General features: G+C 35.7%; 20 protein-coding genes and 1 other annotated feature. Of the genes, 2 read left to right on the top strand and 18 right to left on the bottom strand.

The annotated features are described in order from the left end of the window. Nucleotides 1–218 precede the first annotated feature (218 nt). The 5 genes from D9842_RS25355 to D9842_RS25335 form a co-directional block, all read right to left on the bottom strand. Nucleotides 219–1,328 carry a glycoside hydrolase family 88/105 protein gene (locus tag D9842_RS25355; protein ID WP_121664851.1) on the bottom strand — a complete coding sequence of 370 codons (1,110 nt, stop codon included), beginning with the start codon at nt 1,326–1,328 and terminating at the stop codon, nt 219–221. 162 nt (nt 1,329–1,490) lie between these two features. Then, nucleotides 1,491–2,831: an ABC transporter substrate-binding protein gene (locus D9842_RS25350; RefSeq protein ID WP_121664850.1), complete on the bottom strand. Its 1,341-nt coding sequence runs from the start codon at nt 2,829–2,831 to the stop codon at nt 1,491–1,493. 45 nt (nt 2,832–2,876) lie between these two features. Further along, nucleotides 2,877–3,713 carry a carbohydrate ABC transporter permease gene (locus tag D9842_RS25345; protein ID WP_121664849.1) on the bottom strand — a complete coding sequence of 279 codons (837 nt, stop codon included), beginning with the start codon at nt 3,711–3,713 and terminating at the stop codon, nt 2,877–2,879. A gap of 8 nt (nt 3,714–3,721) precedes the next feature. Beyond that, nucleotides 3,722–4,663: a carbohydrate ABC transporter permease gene (locus tag D9842_RS25340; protein WP_121664848.1), complete on the bottom strand. Its 942-nt coding sequence runs from the start codon at nt 4,661–4,663 to the stop codon at nt 3,722–3,724. A 203-nt stretch (nt 4,664–4,866) separates the two neighbouring features. Next, nucleotides 4,867–6,168 (bottom strand): Gfo/Idh/MocA family protein, encoded by a 1,302-nt coding sequence (locus D9842_RS25335; protein ID WP_121664847.1) that lies wholly within the window; start codon nt 6,166–6,168, stop codon nt 4,867–4,869. 268 nt (nt 6,169–6,436) lie between these two features. On the opposite strand from D9842_RS25335, the gene D9842_RS25330 reads away from it, so the two are divergent. Beyond that, on the top strand, nt 6,437–7,225 hold the full coding sequence (locus D9842_RS25330) for an alpha/beta hydrolase (protein ID WP_121664846.1): 789 nt from the start codon (nt 6,437–6,439) through the stop codon (nt 7,223–7,225). Between the two features lie 41 nt (nt 7,226–7,266). Here D9842_RS25330 and D9842_RS25325 read toward each other — a convergent pair whose 3' ends face one another. The 7 genes from D9842_RS25325 to D9842_RS25295 all read right to left on the bottom strand — a co-directional run bounded on the left by D9842_RS25325 (nt 7,267) and on the right by D9842_RS25295 (nt 15,711). Next, complete coding sequence (locus D9842_RS25325; RefSeq protein WP_257535949.1) at nt 7,267–8,658, bottom strand: ABC transporter substrate-binding protein; 1,392 nt, start codon at nt 8,656–8,658, stop codon at nt 7,267–7,269. 177 nt (nt 8,659–8,835) lie between these two features. Continuing rightward, nucleotides 8,836–10,080 carry a tyrosine--tRNA ligase gene (gene tyrS, locus D9842_RS25320; RefSeq protein WP_121664845.1) on the bottom strand — a complete coding sequence of 415 codons (1,245 nt, stop codon included), beginning with the start codon at nt 10,078–10,080 and terminating at the stop codon, nt 8,836–8,838. A 47-nt stretch (nt 10,081–10,127) separates the two neighbouring features. Continuing rightward, nucleotides 10,128–10,352: a binding site (T-box leader), on the bottom strand. Between the two features lie 11 nt (nt 10,353–10,363). Further along, nucleotides 10,364–10,876, bottom strand: a complete 513-nt coding sequence (locus D9842_RS25315) for a MarR family winged helix-turn-helix transcriptional regulator (protein WP_162987587.1) — start codon at nt 10,874–10,876, stop codon at nt 10,364–10,366. Nucleotides 10,877–11,065: 189 nt separating this feature from the next. Continuing rightward, nucleotides 11,066–11,611 (bottom strand): DUF3156 family protein, encoded by a 546-nt coding sequence (locus tag D9842_RS25310; protein WP_121664844.1) that lies wholly within the window; start codon nt 11,609–11,611, stop codon nt 11,066–11,068. Nucleotides 11,612–11,638: 27 nt separating this feature from the next. Further along, on the bottom strand, nt 11,639–13,045 hold the full coding sequence (locus D9842_RS25305; RefSeq protein WP_121664843.1) for an APC family permease: 1,407 nt from the start codon (nt 13,043–13,045) through the stop codon (nt 11,639–11,641). Nucleotides 13,046–13,092: 47 nt separating this feature from the next. Further along, nucleotides 13,093–13,686, bottom strand: a complete 594-nt coding sequence (locus tag D9842_RS25300) for a hypothetical protein (RefSeq protein WP_121664842.1) — start codon at nt 13,684–13,686, stop codon at nt 13,093–13,095. A gap of 66 nt (nt 13,687–13,752) precedes the next feature. Further along, nucleotides 13,753–15,711, bottom strand: a complete 1,959-nt coding sequence (locus tag D9842_RS25295) for a primary-amine oxidase (protein ID WP_121664841.1) — start codon at nt 15,709–15,711, stop codon at nt 13,753–13,755. Nucleotides 15,712–15,893: 182 nt separating this feature from the next. Here D9842_RS25295 and D9842_RS25290 point away from each other — a divergent pair, with 182 nt between their 5' ends. Further along, nucleotides 15,894–16,694, top strand: coding sequence for a helix-turn-helix domain-containing protein (locus tag D9842_RS25290; RefSeq protein ID WP_121664840.1), 801 nt, complete (start codon nt 15,894–15,896; stop codon nt 16,692–16,694). 369 nt (nt 16,695–17,063) lie between these two features. On the opposite strand, the gene D9842_RS25285 is transcribed toward D9842_RS25290, so the two are convergent. The 6 genes from D9842_RS25285 to D9842_RS25260 form a co-directional block, all read right to left on the bottom strand. Then, entirely contained in the window at nt 17,064–17,987 is a 924-nt protein-coding gene (locus D9842_RS25285) for an AEC family transporter (RefSeq protein ID WP_121664839.1), read from the bottom strand. Nucleotides 17,988–18,077: 90 nt separating this feature from the next. After that, nucleotides 18,078–18,386 carry a hypothetical protein gene (locus D9842_RS25280; protein WP_121664838.1) on the bottom strand — a complete coding sequence of 103 codons (309 nt, stop codon included), beginning with the start codon at nt 18,384–18,386 and terminating at the stop codon, nt 18,078–18,080. Between the two features lie 128 nt (nt 18,387–18,514). Continuing rightward, on the bottom strand, nt 18,515–19,387 hold the full coding sequence (locus tag D9842_RS25275; RefSeq protein ID WP_121664837.1) for a LysR family transcriptional regulator: 873 nt from the start codon (nt 19,385–19,387) through the stop codon (nt 18,515–18,517). Nucleotides 19,388–19,406: 19 nt separating this feature from the next. Further along, nucleotides 19,407–20,702, bottom strand: a complete 1,296-nt coding sequence (locus tag D9842_RS25270; protein WP_121664836.1) for an MFS transporter — start codon at nt 20,700–20,702, stop codon at nt 19,407–19,409. Nucleotides 20,703–20,897: 195 nt separating this feature from the next. Further along, a complete protein-coding gene (locus D9842_RS25265) occupies nt 20,898–21,245 on the bottom strand; it encodes a hypothetical protein (RefSeq protein WP_121664835.1) in 348 nt (115 codons plus the stop codon). 309 nt (nt 21,246–21,554) lie between these two features. After that, nucleotides 21,555–21,983, bottom strand: a complete 429-nt coding sequence (locus D9842_RS25260) for a YwnF family protein (RefSeq protein ID WP_257535948.1) — start codon at nt 21,981–21,983, stop codon at nt 21,555–21,557. Nucleotides 21,984–21,992: the final 9 nt, after the last annotated feature.

The raw sequence follows: 21,992 nt of genomic DNA, 5'->3' as shown, positions 1-21,992 counted from the left end.
TTAATTTTTAATATATAGTCCCTTCTAAATCTTCCTTCCTATAGTTGAAACAAAAGCTTCCATTGACGTGGTGTGGAAGCTTCTCTATTCGTTATGAGAAGTTAATATATCCAATAATGTTTTACCTTGATAATATAGAGAAAACTTTACTTATGCCTCATAAAGAAATAAGTAAAGTTTCATAACTTCCCTTGATATTAAAAATGTTTTGCCCAAAATCATTCCTTAATAAGATCGTAATACGCCATGCTTCCCAAAATAAACGCACCCATTCCATGTAAGTCATTTTCGGAAGTTGGACGTTCAACATAATAATCATACACCCCAGCAGAAGTTCCAATACAAATTCCACTTAACGTGAGTGTTGTTTCATTTTCTACCACCATGTGCTCTAATAATCCTTTATAAGCCTTATCTACTACTTGGCGATAGGAGTCATCAACATAGCCATGTTTAAGAGCTTTTGCTATAAAATAGATGAACAATGCAGAGCTAGAGGATTCTAACCAGTTGTCTTCAAGATCACCTTTATCAACAATTTGATACCATAAACCCGTTTTATCTTCTTGGAATTTTACTATTGCCGATATAAAATGTTGGAGAGATTGAATTAACTCTTCTTGTCCTCTCTTCCTATCAGCTAAGATCTCTAATAAGTCAATCAACGCCGTGCCGTACCAGCCAACGGAACGCCCCCAAAATTCTGGTGAACAACCTGTTTCAGAATTTGCCCATGGCTGAACCTTCTTCTCATCCCAGGCATGGTAAAGCAGACCCGTTTTTTCATCCATCATGTGCTTTCGCATCAGCTTTTCTTGTAAAAGTACCGTTTGAATTAGTTCTTCTTCATGAAAATGCTGGCTATAAAGAAGCATGAACGGTCCACCCATAAATAGTCCATCTAGCCACATTTGATAAGGATATTTTTCCTTGTGCCAGAATCCATTCTCAGAAGTTCTGTTAATTGTATCAAGTGCGCTTCTTAAACGTTTCGCTGCAATCATATATCTTTGATCTTTTGTTTCTTCATATAATGGAAACAAGAGAATTCCTGCCATTGTAGAGTCTAACTGGTCTCTTTCAAAACGGACATTTCCATACTCATCAATTAAGTGATCAAAGTAGCCTTTCACATAATTAAAGTATTCTTTTTTACCAGTAGCTTGATAGACTCTATACATTCCATACAGAAATACACCCTGATGATAATGGAATTCATTGACTGGTGGCAGTTCCTCTGGACGAAAGGTTTGCATTAAAGCTTGACATGCCTTTTCCGCCATTAATAAAGGAGTTTCCGTTACCATTTTTTCTTTTGTGTTTTTCATTACTCATTCCCCTTTGCTTGAAAATTTTCCTTGAAAAATAGTCAAAACCATTCATATGACCTAACACTAAAAACTTAAAGGTGGATTGATCTACCATCTCTACCAAAGTGATTCATTCAGTGAAGACAATGCCTCACTGAATGAATGTTTTGACGTTAACGATTATTTGTTAAACGTTTCATCATATTTTGTTTTTGAATCTTCAATTGCTTTTGCCCATTCATCCAGAAATTCTTGTGCAGATTTTTCTTTACTCATTACTTGTTGAATTCCAGGATCTACGATATTATCAAGAATCGAACGATAGTCTGGTAAATAGAAAGGTGGTTCGTAAAGTTTTGTGTCAGGATTTTCGTAAACTTCAAATGCTACCTTGATATGCTGTGCATTTTGTACCCATTCATCATCTAATACATCGGCATTTGTTGGGATTTGTCCTGTAGACTCATTCCATAAGCTTTGGGCTTCTACAGAGTTAACAAATTCAACAAACTTCCAAGCAGCATCAGGATGTTCTGTTTTCTTAAAGACCGCAACATTGACAGCGTTTCCACCTTCAGCTACGTATTTACCATCTTCTGTCTTAGGAAGGGGTATGGTCTTAAAAGTCCCTTCTTCCAATGACTTCTTATGCTCTCCATAAGAACCAACATTGTGGTGTACCATTGCGACTACACCAGTATCAAATCCAGCGATCATTTCCTTATAGCCATTTGTGATATCACTCTTCGGAGTATACTTTTCATAATAAGAGAGATATTTTTCAACGAATTCTACGTGTTTAGGGTCATTGATGTTTACAGTGCCATCCTCAGCAAAATAATCTAAGCCACTATAAGCAAACATTAAACGCTGTAGTTGAAAAGATCCTCCTGCCCCTCCACGGATTGTATATCCATAGCGTCCATTTTCTTTGTCCGTCATTTTTTCAACAGCTGTAAAAAACTCATCAAATGTTTCTGGTTCTTTTACTCCTGCTTCCTCAAACCAATCTGTACGAATCCAGATTGTATCTAAATTTTGAGCATATGGAATACCATAAAGTTTGCCATCTTGTGTGATTTTTTTATTAATATCAATTGCGTTTGAGTTAATTTTATCCTTTAATTCAGACTTACTAAAATACTCATCCAAAGGTAGTAATGCATCGCGAATGGCGAACTCTGGCAACCATGTTGTTTGAACAGATCCAACATCCGGTGTATCATTTGCTGCAATAGCTGCGTCATATTTAGACTTTGCCGACTTATTTGGAATTCCAACATACTCAACATCGATCGTTGGATTTGATTCCTCGAACTGTTTAATAACCTCTTCCCATAAAGGTGTACGTTCTGGACTTGCATTCTCATCCCAGAAGGTAATCTTCACAGGTTCATCTGAATTCCCCCCTGAATCCTTTGGTGTTGAAGCTTTTTCATCTCCACCGCTACAGCCCGCAAGTAGCATTCCTGAAGCAATCGAAAGTGCTAAAACAGAATTTGTCCATTTTTTCTTAAACATTATGTTGCCCCCCTTAAAATTTTACCCATAATAATTTTTATAAAATTAGCCTTTTACAGCTCCACCCATGCCATTAACAAGGTGCTTTTGTGCGTAGGCAAATAATATAACTGCAGGAATTAAAGCGATTACACTTCCAGCCGCCAAAGCTCCATAGTTCACGTTAAATTCACCCATCATTGAACTTAGTCCCACAGGAAGTGTGAACTTGGATTGTTGATTTGTCAGCATTAATGCTAATAAAAATTCGTTCCAAGTATAAATGAAAGTAAATACTCCTGTTGCTACAATCCCTGGTAGCAGTAATGGGAACACAACATGACGTAAGGATTGCATTTTTGAACAGCCGTCAATCATAGCAGCCTCTTCCAGTTCTTTTGGTACATTAGAAATAAATCCTGCCATTAGAATCGTAGTAAAAGGTATCTCAACTGCTGTATAAGTGATAATCAGTGATAAAGGATGACTAATTAATCCTAAATTCTTGAAAATGATAAACAATGGTATGATCATCATTGCCCGAGGGATAAATTGAGTACAGAGTAGCATCAGCATGAAGCTTTTTTTCCCTTTAAATTGATATCTAGAAAGAGCGTATCCAGATAAAGTTGAGCAAATGAGAACGATAATAACCGTAAAGAAACCAACGATTAAACTATTTTTGAAGAATGTTGCAAACCCAATATTAGTCCAGGCAAAGACAAAGTTTTCAACGGTTGGATTGGCCGGCAAATATTGCAGAGGACGCTGAATAATATCTCCTTCCGGCTTCAATGCTGTATTAATTGTCCAGTAGATTGGAAACATCGTAAAACTAAGCATCAACGCTAAAGGTAGATAAAGAGTTAAGAGTTTGTCTAATTTTTTATTTTTTGATAACATCCCTCAAATCACTCCTTTTCATAACGAGATAGTTTCAAATACAAGATGGCAAAGATTAATAGAATCCCAAATGATACAACAGTTAAGGCTGAGCCGTAACCGAAATTACTTCCATGTACTGCCAAATCAGCAATATACATCGTTAGTGTAGTGGTAGCATGTGCTGGACCACCGCCTGTTAAATTAAAAATTAAGTCAACATTATTAAATTCCCAAACAACTCTCAGTAAAGTTGTTAAGACAATTGTATTTTTTAATTGCGGCAGCGTAACATAAATAAATGTTTTCCATCTACTAGCACCATCTACCCTAGCTGCTTCATATAATTCGTTTGGTATGCTTTGCAAGGAAGCTAACAAAGTAATGGCAAAGAAAGGAATCCCTCTCCATAATTCGGCGATGACCACAGCTCCAAAAGCTGTTGATGTACTTGCTAGAAATGCCATTGGTTCATTAATTAGACCAACTTTCATAAGCATGTCATTAATAACACCCATATGTTCATTTAGCATCATTGACCACATAACCGAAGCAAGTACTCCAGAGATCGCCCATGGAATAAAGGCAACCGCTCGTGCAAGCCCTCTAAACTTAAAGGTTTGATTCAGTAGTAAAGCCAAAATCATCCCAAATGTTAATTGAAGGCCTACTTCTGTTACAACCCATTTCAAACTATTTATTAAACTCGGGACAAACATTTGATCTTGTGTAAAGATCTTGACGAAGTTATCAAAACCCGCAAACCCATTATAGTATGGTGCAGATACATCATAATTTTGAAGACTATAGTAGAATACAGTTGCAATAGGGTAAAAAAGAAAACTTACTATAATGAGGAATGATGGTAAAATAAAAAGATAAGGAATCCATTTTTCTTTCTTCATTTTCTTTTTATGAATCACCTTTTTACTATCGACAGCCGTTTCAGGAAACCCTTGTGAATAACTCATATCGTTTCCTCCTTTCTTGCTTTAATTGTAAATGTAAACGGTTTCTTTGGTAATTAAAGATTTTAAGATGATTGATTAAAATTTTAAGATATTTCCAATTTTAAAAATTTACTAGTCTGCCTTTTTATGAAACTATTTTACTTACATACAAAAAAACATACGAGTAGTCCTATTGAAAGGAATTCGTATGTTTTAAAAACTTCCTATTGATTGTTCATGACTTTCTTAGAAGGATACAAAAGTTCGTTAATATTAATTGGCTTTCTTTCCTTTACAGATCTCCATACCCCTTCTCCAACTGCAATCGAATAGGCACCTGCTTCTGAACCAGCTAAAATTGGATATGGACGTGTTGGGTCAGGTCCAAGAAAAAGATCTTCAAGCAATATTGGATCTCCTCCTCCATGACCTCCAGGATTTTTTACAAGCTCTATTGTTTCTTTTGCACCAAAAAGTGGAAAATAGTCAATTGTTTGTTCTGGATATTTAAAGTGGATTCTAGTTGGCTCATGGAATTCAGTCGTTTCAATCCTGCCTTTTGTTCCATTAATAGCAAGACGATATCCCTCATACGGAGCTGAAAAATTAATTGAATAACTTAGTAAACTTCCTCTATTATATTTAACCGTGGCCACATACGTATCTTCAATGCTAATTTCTTCGTCATAAATACAGGCATCAGGTCTATAATTCGTATAGGGAATTTTTTCATACACGCCTGCCAAAAGATGATCATCTCTATAACTGCTGGAACCACTACGTGGATTCCATCTTCTAAAATAAGCACAATTATTTTGATCATCACACGTTCCGCAAAAACGACTTGTTTCTTTTCGAGGATTCAACTCTCCCTCCTTACCAAAATAATGTAAGCCTCCATACGCAAACACTTCTTCTGGCTTTTGATCCAGCCACCAATTTACAAGATCGAAATGATGAGTTGATTTATGAACCGACAACCCACCTGAGATATCCCTATCTCGGTTCCACCTTCTAAAGTAGCTAGATCCATGAAAAGTATCAATAGACCAATTTAAATCAATAGATGTAATTCTTCCAACTTTTCCTTCAAGAATCATTTCTTTGATTTTACGGTGGTATGGACTGTAACGATAATTAAATGTGACAATCACTCTTGCATCACTTTCTGCTTCTGCCTGCATGACCTTATATGCATCTTGAGCATTTGTCACCATAGGCTTTTCTGTTATCACATCAACCTGCTTCCTTAACGCACTTAGAATATAATCAACATGAGTATCATCCCTACCGGCAACAATCACATAGTCCGGGTGTGTTTGGTCAATCATCTTGTCAAACTGTTCTGGGGAAAACGTAGGAATTTTTTCTAGGTTGGGGTATTTTTCTGCACATACAGTAAATCGGTAAGGGTCTGAGTCCAATAATCCAACAATCTCACTTTCTCTTGAAAATTCGTTTATAATTGGGCCGATAAACATTTGTAATGCCCGGTTACTAACTCCGCAGATGACATACTTCTTCATACTAATATCCCCCCACTTATAATTTGTTAACGTTATCATTTCAAAAAACTATTTAAGCTTTGAAGCAGTAACGATAGTTTAAATCAATCTTCATCCTCTCTCAACGAATAATTGAAAAACTGCCTACTTATCTTAAAATTTTACTCATTCATCTTAAAATCTTTTATTATTCCAGAATGCGCATTCATATAAAATAAAATAAATAAGTACATATAATGAGAAGGAAACAAATTTGAATAATAAGGTTTAATGTGAAGGGGGTTTCAGAATGGCATACTTTTTATGGTCAGGTTCACCACCCTTTTTTAAAGAAGAGGATGAGGAAACTCTTCCAAGTTTGACTCCCTATCTAGTTAAGGAATCCGTAAATCGTGGTGCTATCATTATTTGTCCTGGTGGAGGCTATCAACGCCGGGCAAACCATGAAGGGGAACCAGTTGCAAAATGGTTAAACACTCTAGGGATCTCAGCATTTGTAGTAAATTATCGAGTGTCTCCTAATAAACACCCTGCTCCACTGGCAGATGCCCAGCGTGCAATTCGTGTTGTACGTTTTTATTCTGAAGAATGGAGCCTCGATAAAGAGAAAATAGGGATTCTCGGCTTTTCAGCAGGAGGACATTTAGCAGCTTCCGTCTCAACACTATCTACTTTTTGTTCTTATGAGCCAAGTGATCAGATTGATCTTGAAAGCAGTCAACCTGATATCGCCATTCTTTGCTATCCGGTAATTTCTTTATTAGAAAATTATCATGAAGGATCCCTCCATAACTTACTTGGAGATCATTCCACTAAAAAGCTTAGAACTTTATTATCAGCAGAATTAAATGTCTCCTCTAAGACACCGCCGACATTTTTATGGCATACCTCAGATGATGCGTCTGTCTCTGTTGAAAATAGCCTTTTATATGCAAAAGCTTTATCAAAATCCAATATTCCTTACGAAATGCATATCTTCCCAAACGGCCGTCATGGATTAGGACTTGCAGAAGACGATCAAATCGTAGGACAATGGAAGAAGTTATGTGAAAAATGGTTAAAGAAACAAGGATATTAACAGGAAAGGGAAATTTCCCTTTCCTCCTTTTATAAGAGTAACTAATTTGTAAGTTTACCTTCGAACTGCTCTTGAGCTGTTTCCATCGCTTTTGCCCACTTATTTAAAAAGTCCTCAACAGTTGTCTTTTCACTTAATACCTCTTGGATACCAGGATCAACTATTGTATTGAGAATCGTTCGATATTCCGGTAAATAAAATGGTGGCTCATAAAGAATCGTTTCATGATCATTATAGACTAGGGCAGAAATCTGAATATGCGGAGAGTCTTTTATCCAATCCTCTTCCATTACACCTAAATGTGTCGGGATTTGACCTACACTTTGATTCCATAAATTTTGTGCAACTTTTGAATTAACGAACTGAACAAATTTCCATGCCTCATCTGGATGCTTTGTTTCTTTAAATATACTTATCCCGATTGTATTGCCCGCTTCAGCCACATAAGGACCGTTAATTGACTTCGGTAAAGGGACAGCCTGAAATTGATCAGTATTTAATCCTTCATGATGCTCAGCAAAAGAGCCAATATTATGCTGGACCATAGCGGAGACTCCCATATCAAAATTAGCAAGCATTGCCTTATAATCATTTGTAATATCACTCTTCGGAGTAAACTTTTGGTACAAACCAAAATATCTTTTTAAAAACTGAACATGCTTTGGATCATTAATCGTGCTTTTCCCATCCTTAAAATAATCCTCAATTCCTGAATAGGCATACATCATCCTTTGTAGTTGAAATGACCCACCTGCACCTCCCCGAATTGTAAAACCATACCGTCCACTTGATTTATCTGTTAATGTCTCAACAGCCAGGAAGAATTCCTCCCATGTTTGGGGAATCTTTAAATTAGCTTCTCTAAACCAATCTGACCGAATCCAAAGAATATCGAGATTTTGTGTATATGGAATTCCATATAACTTATGATCCTTTACAATTCTCCTATTAAACATGATCGCTTCTTTGTTTATTTGGTCCTTTTCACTCCAATTCTCAAAAAAGGAATCCAAGGGTAATAATGCATCGCGATGAGAAAACTCAGGAAGCCAACTGGTATAGACACTAGCTATATCAGGCATATCTTCAGCGGCAATCGCTGCGTCAAACTTTGACTTAGCATAATCTTTAGGTAAACCAACATACTCTACATCAATTGTGGGATTTTCTTGTTCAAACTTTCTAATTAATTCATTCCAAAGGGGTGTTCGCTGTGGACCAGCATTATCATCCCAAAAAGTAATCTTCACCTTTTCCGTTGCTTTTTCATTGGATTGGGATTCCTCTCCTTTACAACCTGATAAAAGTAAACTAATGATCATCATCAAGACTAGTATTGGAGATGTTACGATCCGCCACCTTAGCATCCCTTCTTTCTCCTCCCTATTTTTATATAATAATCTCATTGTGAGAATTTGAATTCCGTTGTTCATTAAAAAACTTCCTTTACAGTGCTTTAATAGAATTAACTTAAGCATACACCAAATTGCTCTTTGTAGCCCTATGTATCATCATAATAAACCTTTTCCACAAAAATAAAAAAGCTCGAATCTCTAAACTTGAGGAAATTCGAACTTTTTGCTATACAGCCAATTACTAGATTTCGAAAGTTACTTCTTTATCTTAATAAATTTACGTTTCCCCACCTGAACAACTAATTCGTCTGTGATTAAAACTTCCATTTGTGGATCTTCTACCTTTTCTCCATTTAATTTAATACCATTATTGTTAATCATTCTTCGTACTTCACTCTTTGAACTTAGTAGTTCTAACTTAACAACTAGATCTAAAATCGATAGCTCATCCTGTCCCTTCCAAGTTACAACAGGAATTTCATCAGGCATTGTTCCTTTCTGAAAAACAGTAACAAAATGTTCCTCTGCCTTTTCTGCTTCAGCTTTTCCGTGGTACATTCTCACAATCGTTTTAGCAAGTAACATTTTTGCATCTCTAGGATGAAGTATGTCACTTTTTAAATCTCCTTTTATTGTTTTTACTTTATCTGGTGTAAAATCAGTTACTAATTCAAAGTATTTACTCATCAATTCATCTGGAATTGACATTGCTTTTCCGTACATTTCTTGAGGACTTTCATCAATTCCAATGTAATTCTTCTTCGATTTAGACATTTTCTCCACACCATCAAGACCTTCTAATAACGGTATTAATAATGCAACTTGCTTTTCTTTTCCGTACTTTTCTTGGAAATGTCTGCCCATTAGAATATTAAAATGCTGGTCTGTTCCACCTAACTCAATATCACATTCCAACATCACTGAATCGTAGCCTTGCATTAATGGGTAGAAGAATTCGTGAAGAGAAATCGGCTTATTAAAAGCGATTCTTTCCTCAAAATCATCTCTTTCTAAAAGCCTGGCTACTGTTATTTTTCCTGCTAGTTGGATAACATCTTCAAAATTAAGCTGAGATAACCATTTAGAGTTATAGTGTAATTCAACTTTGTCCATATCAATCACTTTTGCAAACTGCTCAAAGTATGTTTTAGCATTATGTTTTACTTCTTCATCTGTTAGCTGTTTTCTTGCTACTGACTTTCCTGTCGGGTCACCTATTTTTCCAGTAAAGTCACCAATAATTAGCTGAATAACATGACCATTTTCTTGGAACTGTCTCATCTTGTTAAGAACAACCGTATGACCAAGATGAACATCCGGTGCTGAAGGGTCCAATCCTAGTTTTATCTTAAGTGGGCGATTTTCATATACTGATTTTGCTATTTTTGCTTCTAGCTCTTCAGTTGGAATAATTTCTTGTACGCCTTGAGAGTATATAGTAAGCTGCCTCTTTACTTCTTGTAATTGTTCTTCAGTTAACTTCTTATTTGATTCACTCATCATGATTTCCTCCTATTTTTTTTGTAAACAAAAAAACCACATCCCTAAAAAGGGACGTGGTTAGACTATTTCACGCGGTACCACCCTTATTGAAGAATAATAATATTCTTCCACTCAACGAATTAACGGATCGTCCGTTCTTTGCTATTGTTGTAACAAAGAAAAGCTCAAGGACTGTAATTCGCGTTATCTATGTGTCGATTCACACCAACCATCGACTCTCTGCAAACAGGGAGATAACTGCTACTCATGTTTCCTCTCATCACTTATTGACTATTCACTTTTAAAATTCATTTTCCCTAATGACTCTTCTTAGTAACGTAGCCAGTATTTTTTTCTCTGTTACATCAAGACTCGAAACAATATCAACCTCTCCCGAATGAAAACGGGGATAGAGCTCCTCAATGACTTGCTTTCCCTTATCAGTGAGTAAAACAAAGGTATTTCTTCGATCTCTGTGATCAACTTTTCGATAACAAAGGTCCTTTTTCTCTAATGTGTTTGTGATATTACTTATTGTCGCTTTTGAAACTCCCGCTGATTCAGCTAGTTTTTTTGTTTCAAGAGAGCCACCAATCCATAAATCATATAGAATCGAAAATGAAGTCCAAGATAGTCCGTATTCAGAAAGAACTTCTTGTTCCATTTTATTTCTTAACCCCTGAGCTACCCGATATATATTTGTCACAACAGCAATTGCATCTAAATTGAGTGAATTCAATGGTAGTTTCGTTAGTTGACTAATTGTATCAACCTCTTCAGGAAGCAATTCTCCATCTTCATTATTTATATGAATGTCAAACACCTTCTTGATTATTAATTTAATCGTTAGCTATGAAACGATTTTATCAAAAAAAAGGTTAAATGACAATGTATAATTAATTGCCATAAACCCAACTGGAATGATCCAAGGATTTTTAACAAAATGTTAAATGTGGTGGTTAGTTGTTTAGGTATATGGATTAGGAGGTAGCTAAAGCAAGACTTAACCTGCTGTCTTTTTCTGATAATCTATTATCGTCTCTTGAACCTTGTACGCTAGCTCTTTTATTTTTATCATCTCTTCATTTTTCATTTTAACAAAATATTGTAACGGAGGAAGCAAGATAAAAACATAGGAGCCAGGAATAGGAACCATTGTAATTTGATATTTTCCACCAACTTGCCCAATCTCTATCGATTCATAATCAACTGCCTGGACAATTTTCTTAAGTTGTTTATGCTGATTTAACAATTGACAATATGAGGTGCTCTGTCCTTTTGGCTGCCATTCTTTTTTCAGAAAATTCCATGAGATTGTTTCCGGGAAAATATTATCAGAAGACTCAGATATTTCGTAAGAGACTGATAGTTTATATACTCTTGATATAAAATTCCTGTTTATCAGAAACTTGAAACGCCATGTTGAATCATTAGCCTCTTCACTATGATACTCAAAATCACTTTCTTTAGTTGATTTTAGCTGAAACATTTTTACTGTCATAAGAAAATACTTATGTGCTCGTTCATGTATCCCTCCGAAGAACTTCATTAATGATCAACCACCTTATTTTCTTTGTTATTCTGCCTTTCTTGCTGGAATATAATCTTCTTTGTCTTCTTCGAGATCCATCATAATTCGTTTCTCAGATAAAGCAACGGGTTGAAATAGAGGTTGATTTTTAAATTTAAGCCAAAGGAAAGCATATATGCAAATTCCAATAAAGAAGCTACCTGCCAGCCCGTAAATTTGCATCTTCACTGCTGTTTCAGGATGGATCGTAATGATTAAATACACACATGCTAAAATGCCAATAATTTGTGTATATGGGTAGAATGGTGATTTAAAAGGACGCTCTATATTTGCATAACGTTTTCTTAAAATAATGACATCTAATTGAGCAATCATATATGAAATGATCCAAGTAATACATGCCGATAAGATTAATATGTTAAACATTTCCGGTGTCATTTTTAATAAGAAAAGTGGCAAGGCAAAGAGAAGGAATACAGCTATAATGCTTACCATTGGCGTTCTAAATCTAGGGTGTAGATAGGAAAATTGCTTCGGTAGTAATCCATCTCTGGCCATACCATAAAACATTCGAGGCACTGCAGCAAACATGGAATTAATTGAACTAGCAGCCGCAAATAAAGTGACAATCATCATCCATGTTGCACCTTTTTCACCTAGCATCGCTCCTGCTCCATCAATTTGCGGGATACTTGAACCTACTAAAATGCTTGGATCAATATAGCGGATAATCGCTAGTCCGAATAACATATCGGCCACGAAAATAGAAAGCAAGCCAAATATCATTGCTCTTGGTATATTTTTACTAGGATTTTTCACTTCTTCAACCATTGGTGCAACAAATTCAATCCCGATAAACAGCCAAATTCCTAAAGCAATTGATTGAAATACAGTTCCCCAGCCATTCAATGTAAAATCTACTGGTAGTTGAGCGGTTGCTGTAAAGACATCAAATAGTCCAAATAAGCCCATAACCGATAGAGTGATCATTAGTCCTAATGTCAAAACAACTTGAATTGAGCCAAAAATCTCAACTCCTAATACATTTATCACCAAAAATATGGTTAATAATAGGAGCGAAACAACTGTTACATTTATATTCGGAAAGAGAGATTGCGCTGCAAACCCTGCTGTCATAGTTTCTGCTGCTCCAACCATAACAGACAATACGAAATATCCACCAAGCACTGCAATAATAGACATAAATTTCCCCATCGCAACAGATGTATAGTCACCTACCATGCCAGAGCCAGGGATAATCGAGGCAAGCTCCGCATATGACAAAGCAATAATAATACTTATAATCATTGCAATTAATGCTGAAATAATAAATGCTGGACCTACTAGTCCCATACTGTAAGCAAGTGTCACCATTGTTGATCCAGATACTACTAACCCAGTAGCCGTTGCATATGCCTGCCAAAACCCTAACTTTTTCTTTAATTTTGCCATTTAACACCAACTCCATTTTCATCATATTTTAATGAAACATAAAAAGTTTAATGTTGATGTTCATTCGCATCATCATGATGATGTGTAATAGTTTCCTCTTCTGTAGAATCCCCATCACCTGTAGCTTGCAAGAAACCGATTGTGCAGATAACGCTAACACTTAAGACGAAGGTCATGTAATAGATTGCGGATTTTCTGTGCAAAACTCTTTCCTTCTTATCTACAAAGGATTTCATTAAAGCCCACGTTAGCAAATAAAAACTTACAAGATATACTAAATCCATTACAGCTAGCATGATAATCATTTCTTCGGGGGCCAGCATCACACCTAACATTGCGCCCATCATAGCTCCCATCATACTCGACGCTTGAGCTTCAATAATGCCATTTATGCCAAAACCTACACCAATAAATAAGGCAATAATCGCACTAAAAAGGATAGAGAGAATCGTAGAAAGAGCTAGCATCTGCGGAATCCAAGCTGCTATTACCAATCCAACTGTAACACTACTAGTCATCCCCAATGCCATCGGAACACATTTACTTAATGAGCTGACAATCTTGGTATTTCTTCCACGAGTTGTTTTATAAAAATAAGCGCTATATCCCAAGACCATGATTAAGCTAATAATTAGTAACATAAACTCCCTCCCAACTCTAAAAAATTGGCGGTTCAAAAAGAATATCTTTTGAACCGCTCATTTTATTTAGTGACAACTAGAACCACCATTATTTGAATGACAAGCTGATGTTTTTGCTTTTGGACGAGGTAAGTCTAATGCTGGATTTCGATCAAAGAAGCCCACTGGTTTCAATTGGAAATTGATATATGCAGTTGGCATAACTGGCCAATCCTCTGGTCTTGTAATGTGATGATGCCCCATTGTATACCAAACAACAATATCTTCGTTTTCAATATTCCGATTTGCTGCAGCATATTTTGGTAATCCATCTCCTCCCTTATGTTGGTTTGGATAGTTACCGGCTGCATACATTTCATCTTTATCGTACTGAGTAACATATAAATGATTTTTCAAAAAGCCAGCCCGTTTCATTACGCTTGATTTATCGCTTGCAAATGGCAGACAGTTTTCACCAACTTGAATTTTGTAGCCAACAGGGGTGCCAACAGCATTCAAAGAATTGGGATTAATAATCTTCCATGTACGTTGAGATGCTAAATCAATGGTACGCTGAGCTTCTTGTTCCGTTTTTAACGTTTTCACATCAATATAGAAGGCATTGTTATTCGGATTATGAGCACCTTCTGACTCTGGTAGGGTACTCACTTCCACTACTGAATTCTTTATTCCATCTAACATCGTGTCTAATCGATAATTAAAAAAGTGTTGATGATATGTTGCGTTTAACTGTGGAGCGATCTCCGTACCATACTTCGATTTTCCGCTCTCATCATATGTTCCTGTATTTAACATGCCAGTAAGCTTTACTTCGTTCTCTATCGTTCCTTCTTGATAGAAACTCCAATAAAATCCATAATCGTAATTCCCTACTGTACAGAAGAATGATAGAACTAATCGTCTAGAGCGACGTACTTCCACTTGGTCTGTGCGCCAATCAGTATGTTTCCAAGCTACCCCATAATCCTCTTCGTGCAGACATACAGCATTTGGGATGGTACGAACATTCCCTCTGCTGTCTGTCATTACTGCATCAAAATAGCGAATCTCTCCTAAACAATCACATCCTAATGTTAACGGGTTTGCCAGCTGTCCTAAACCATATTCACCGCAATCAAAAGCATTTTGTGTATTATGAGAAAAAGTTCCTTCACCATATGGGACAACCATTTCCGATAGAGCTGCGCGGTATAATATTGGACGAATTTTTCCTTTATCTTCATATCCAACGGTATGAAGCACTAACCCTTCTCTTGGTGTAAATCCAAAACGAATATTCCATTTTTGCCACTTAATATTATGACCATCTACTTCAAAGCTTGGCCCTTCAGGTTGAATAATCTCTAACGGCTTTAAATCTTCCCTTACCTGAATGCTATCTGATGTTTCTGGTGTATAATTTGCATCCGTTGGTGGAATCGGCCGAACACCATGGTCTTCAAATCGATGAACCTCCATTCTATTAAGATCAACATAAACGACAATTCCTGTTAAAGGATACGCATAGCCATTGTCATTAGAGAATTTTCGTACCCAGCAAATTGCTCGAGCCAACCGCTTGCCTTCATCTTCTTTAATTCCGTAATAACCAGCAGACCAAGGGTCAACCATTACTAAATTAACATCCGTAATTCCTCTTTTCAGTAATGCTTCTTGGAATTCAGGATAGTTTTTCACAACCTGTTCACACTCTTCAAATTCATCTAACATAACAGCAGGTTGAACTCCAGGAACATATGTCCAACTAATAACCGCCTCCTTCGTTACGGAAACAACCGCTTCATACGTTTTCTCCGTTTCATTGTCTAAAACAATGATAAAGGCTTCCCGTTCAATCGGATCACCCGCTGCAAAGCTAAGCACAATATCCTTTGCTGGCTCATTTAACACAACTGTAGAAAATCTTACTTGCTCACTTAAATTTTTCTCCGTTATTAAAGTTTTAACAGCAATATTAATCTCATCAGCTGTTAGAGGTTCTAAAGGATGTTTTACTGCATTAATGATTTGTTCATTGACTTGCATAAGTAATTCCTCCCTTATTTGATTTCTCTTAGCTTATATCGATTATTGATGAATTTCACTGTAAAAAACGGAACGAATTGAAGGTTATCCTAAAAAAGCATGTAAGATTCGGTGACAAAATCTCTGTTTTTCCGGGAGGTTTGAATTACATTTGACTTATCAAGCTGAGAGGAGATTAATAAATGATAACAGGGAGTTATTTTTTCAATCCGATCCAACCTGAAATGGAGCCTCATTGTCCAATTTATATGGAATCCAAACCAAAATGTACAATGAGTCAGGATGTATCCTTATACTATCAATTCAAAACAGACGAAAACTCATCTGGAGAATTATCTGTTATTCCAGACGGCTGTATTGATTTACTATTTTCCTGCGACCCTTCTGACCCGTTTGCCATTATTGCCACTAGCCCAGAAGAACGGTGTTTCTATCAATTTAAACCAAACATTGTCCATTTCGGAGTGAGATTATATCCAGAGCAAACCAGCATTATGTTTAAATGTTCCATTAAAGAAATCATCCAACAAAAACAGATACCCCTATTTGATGTGCTAGATGGATATTATTCTTTATTTGAAGATTTCTATACTTGCACTACATTCAATGAACGAATAGTATGGTTCAAAAATTTTCTGAAAAAACAACCACTTCAAGCTGACTTCAATCAAAACATTATCCATTTTTGCTTAAACAAAATTTATGAGACAGAGGGATTAGTCCATATTAAACAACTATCCTCAGAAACTGGATATTCCTCTCGATATATCCAAAAGAAATTCGAAGACCAAATTGGATTTTCTCCTAAGCAATTCAGTCAAATTGTAAGATTACAATATACAGTAAATAAGCTACTAAATATGCCTCATCGTCTTAACGACATTATCGATAGTCAAGGCTACTATGATGAAGCACATTTTTATAAGGGGTTCAAAAAATATATGACTGTTACCCCAAAGCAATATAGATTAATTTTCAACTAACAAAATGAAACGGCAATCTGAATGTGTGTAACTTTCTTTGCTAGCCACAACTCTCAGGTTCTTTCAATCTAGAAAGTATGTTTGTGAAAGTTACATATATAATGGCAGAAGAACGATATGAAGATAGAACGGGAGGCATGTTTTATTATTTGAAGGAGTGATTTCATGGTTATATTTTCCTTTTTCAGGAGTGGTTCGGAATAAATAGTGTTCCATTTGTTCTGCTAGAGTACCTATCTTTTCCTTTATCTATGATAGATACTCTTGGTTTTCTAATTTTCTAATAAAATATAATTATGCCTGATAGAAAAATTACAAGAAAAAATTAAATGATAAGAGAGGAGATATTAGAAATAATACTTAACATTTCTAAAACAAAATCTCCGACAAATACACAACGATCGTCACTGTGAACATGCTGCATAAGGTCGACAACAATACAGCTTGGGCAGCATATTCGGGATAATTATTATATTCCAATGCAAAAAGGGAACTATTTCTAGAGGTTGGAAACGAACTTGCAATAAACAATGCCTGTGCTATTGTTCCTTCTATGTTAAAAAGGAAAATAACAATGAATGCAATTGTAGGAGATACTATTAATCTACCTAAAAGACTTAGGATCAATGGTTTGGACAAACGGGTTATTTTTATAAAAGCACTCTGTGCCCCAAGTGTTATAAGTGCTATCGCCAAAAAGGCATTGGATATATTTTCAATCGGAACCCAAATATACCCAGGTAGTCTTAAAGAAGTAATTTGAAAGAACATTCCCAATAAAAAGGCATAACATACCGGGTTTCTTAAAAAAATTTTTAATGCCTGCATTCCTTTTTTATTAACAGATACTGTATTAAATAACCCATAGGTGTAGGTAAGTAGGTTTTGAAAGATCATGACAACAATTTGTATTGATAAGCCTAAAGGATTATTTTGAAAAACAAGTTGACTTACAGGTAATCCAAAATTGCCAGAGTTACTTAATACAACACTATTCTTAAACGCTGAGGATAACCCGTTTTCTAATTTAAACATTTTTGAAAGTAGTGAACTTACGATCATTAGAAACATACTTTGTACTATTAAAATACTAATAATTAAAAGGAGTGTATTTCCTCCCATTTTACTTTGATAAACATTAGCAAAACCTACTGCTGGCATAAGTAGATATGAATTTAATTTTGATAAAGTTCCCATATCAAATGTAAATTTTCGATGAAGAAATGCACCAATTGCAATAAGTAAAAAAACGGGTAAGATCACATTTAATAAAATAGTTAAAAACACATTCATTTCTTAAAACCCCCACTATATTCTATTACAGAATAAAACAACATTCCTCCAATATAATGGAGACACTATAGAAAAACTGTTTTCTTGCCTTTACCATGCTTCAAATATTTGTATATAAACATTATAGTTTTTGTATCTTACGGTAAATGCTATGTCATATTCTCCTGTGGACTCATCAACGATTTCTTTAATTCCAGTAAACGGTAGACAGAAATATCTCCCTGTTAATGGTTCGCTAACTGAAATTCGATCATTCCGAAAATGGACTTCTCCTGCTTTAATAAAGCTCATAAAACTAAATCCTGCCTTCTTTTCCATGTTGTCATGTAAGGTTGCATCAAAGTTTTTCCCCTCATTATTTTTAAATAATGTTAAAAGTTGTTTTGCAATTTTCTTCATTTGTCTCCTCCCTTATTCATTAATTATAAAAACGATATGATTTTAATTAAAATACAAATAAACTATCGATATGTATTCAAAAAAGGAATAACCACAACAAAGAAGCACGAAAAGTCTCCGCGCTTCCATTAAATATCATGTTTAAAATCTAATTTCCCAACAAATTCAACAAACTCTTTAACAACCTTCAATTCAAGAGACTCATTGTGATAAAACATCCATGTTTTCCTTTTAAGAGTCTCTCCTTTTTCGTTTTTCAAATGAATTTGATATGTATTTGGCTGATCTTCAACTAGTACACTTGGGAGGATGCCATATCCTAAACCGTTTAGTACCATTTCTTTGCATGTATCAGCCTTATCTACTTCCATCCCAATGAAAGGAGGTACTGAAAAATTACCAGTCCACCAATTGTCAATAATCGCCTTCAATGCAGTATCTGTCTCATACTCTATTCTTGGCAATGATGGCAAGTCCTCAAGCTCAATTTTCTCTTTAGATACGATACATATATTTTCCTCAAAAAGAAGCTGTTTAGATTCTGACCAATGATAGTCTCCACGAACAATACCAACATGTACATCACCGTTATAAACTAAATTGAAGACTTCCCGACTCCACCCCGTTGTAACTTTATAGTTTACATCTGGAAATTGTTCACGAAAAAGCTTTAAAAGTTTTGGTAGCTTATGTCTCGTCGTATAATTCGAAACCCCTAACCTCAAAGTACCACTGACCTCTTGATCCATATTTTGAACAGATTCTTTAATGTGACGAATACGCATAAGCATTTCATCAGCACATTTTGCTAAAAATTCTCCTTGAGGTGTAAACTGTATACCCTTTGTACCGCGACTAATAATTGCTAAATCGAACTCTTTTTCTATTTGTTGAATTCTTTTTGTTAATGAAGGCTGTGATATAAATAAACTTTGTGCTGTTTTTGTAATGTTTTTTTTCTCATAAAGAACCTTTAAAATATGCCAATCGCGTTCATTCATTTCCATCCTCCTTCCTCATTTAAATAGCCTTATTATTTTCACCCCTTCGTGACCATATCACCACTGGAATCAGTAATAAAGATAAAAACCCTCCAACTAATGACAGCGTTAGATAACTAGAACCAGCCACAACCATTCCAGACAATGCTCCGCCAGCTGCTCCTGATAACGCAATTAAAACGTCAACTGTACCTTGAGTTTTAGCTCTTGTGGAAGCTTTAGTTGAATCAACAATAAGGGCAGTTCCACTTATCAACCCAAAATTCCATCCTAATCCAAGTAAAGAAAGAGAGACTACTAAAAGAACCATAGAATCTCCTGGTGCAAATGCTCCGATTAAACCTGCTAAAAGTAACGTTGCGCCAGAGGCAATAGCCATCGCAGTACGACCCAACTTATCAACAAGGATACCAGTAAACAAAGAAGGGAGATACATCGCACCTATATGAAACCCAATGACAAGACCCACTGCACCCAAGCTGTGTCCATGATCTCTCATATGAACTGGAGTCATTGTCATAAGAGCAACCATAACAATTTGAGTAAGCACCATAATCGTTGCTCCAACAAATATGCCTCTTTTGTTTTCTGTATTTTCAGCAGTTGCATACCTTCCTTTATCACTAGAATCTAAGTTGGACGCTTCAATCGTTCTTGCTATAAGTAATGGATCAGGACGAAGCATGATCAAAAGGACAACACCAGCTAAGATGTATGCTGCTCCTGCTAAAATGAAAGGACCTGCAAGTGATGGCACGCCAATAGAAAGGGCAAATTTCCCCATCACATTTACTAGGTTTGGACCTGCAACTGCACCAAATGTCGTAAAAACCATTGTCGTACTAATAGCAGTTGCTCTCTGTTTACGATTCGCTAAGTCAGTCCCTGCGTAACGAGCTTGTAAATTCGTTGCTGATCCCGCACCATACACAAGAAGGGAAGTAAATAAAAGAAAAACACTATTTATGATTGCAGCCATTATGACTCCTATCGCTCCGAGTCCACCAATTAAAAACCCAGCTGTCAGACCGATTCGACGTCCAAACGCCTGTGAAAGTCTCCCAACAAATAAAGCTGCTCCTGCTGACCCTAAAGTAAGTAATGCTGAAGGAAGCCCAGCGAACGCTTCAGTACCGAGCATTTGCTCGGCAAGAAGGGCCCCCACAGTAATTCCAGCAGCTAACCCTGCACCACCAAAAATTTGTGAAATACTTACAACGAGTAATGTCCGCTTGTATAACATTTTTCGTTTTTCTGAAGAATGTATCGAGTCTGTTTGGTCGTCTAACACCTTTCCACTTTCTTTCTGTGGCATACTCTTCCCTACCTTTCTATAAAACTTCCAACTAGATTTTGAATCATCATACCACGTACAAAAAAGAAATAATACGCAAAATAACATTATAATTCACAGATTACATCACAAAGTAAATACACGAAAAAAGCTCAGGGTTTATGCTCTGAGCTTTTAGAATTAGACAATTTTTTATTGAGTAATATATCAGCAAAATCATGAGAGTTTCCAGGCTGGAATTAATGAATGGAAATTAAAAAAATAACTCATAGGTATATGTATAACTGTGTAAATTGAAAGAGTAATTATATAAGTCAGAAACCATTGAGGAACAGTAACGTTAAGAAATGAGTATAGTAAGAACATTCCTACTGGAAAAGGAACTAATACTATTAACCACATTGGACTTCCTAAGGCTTCTGTTAAAGCTCCTAGTGAAACAACGGAAAAACCTATTATTATTGCTTGCCAAAGAGGTAATCCATTTTTAAGAATTAAGCTGGCAATGTAATAGGAAAAACCATTCAAAGATACAGCTAGAATAAAATCAAAAAAATATTTCATCTGTAGCCCCCTACCCTATTCAAATATATACCATAATAATTTTCTTCTAGATTAGTTCCTTTAACTACTCGTTAACGAATATTAGATTATTAAATTCTCTTATTCATTTTAACATAAATTACCTATTCCCATTTTTAATTTTTTAAAATATCCCCTTAATAACCAAAAATAACGGAAGAACAATAGTTGTTGTCACCCTATTAATAAAAAAACAAAGACTTATCACCAACCCTAAATGATAAGCCTTTGTTCTTTCCTCTTTATTTTTTGATTAGAGTTGTGTTTCCCCAAGTTTGCTACACTCTACGTTCAATTCATCACTCTATTCTCTACTTCTAAAAAGTTTACAAAATGATTCAAAGTCTGTAACGGATTTTCTTTTACTAATGAAATGTATTTCTCCTTAACACGGTCCGTTGCAATCTCACTTTTCTTTATTCGTTCAATGATATAGTCCATACTTACCTTTTGGATCTCTGCCTGTTGAAGTTTTGCTTCTTTCGAAAGAGCCATGCCTATCGCACCTATTATCGCATACACTACTAAAGAAGAGATCATTGTTTCGTTTAAACCGTTTCCAAATAACATAGATAGGATATTAAAAATGGATAAAGTGATTAAAGGAAAGGACCAGAAAACATACCGGGAAGCTTTTTTTACAAACGGAGAGATGACTTCATGTAATTTCTCAACCTCTTTCTTTGCAAAATTCGGCAATTCTATGTTGGTAAGTTTCAATACTTTTCC

This window comes from Metabacillus litoralis, assembly GCF_003667825.1.
Taxonomy (GTDB): Bacteria; Bacillota; Bacilli; order Bacillales; family Bacillaceae; genus Metabacillus; species Metabacillus litoralis_B.
The sequence above is the reverse complement of the archived record's forward strand: the minus strand, read 5'-3'. Positions and strand labels throughout refer to the sequence as shown.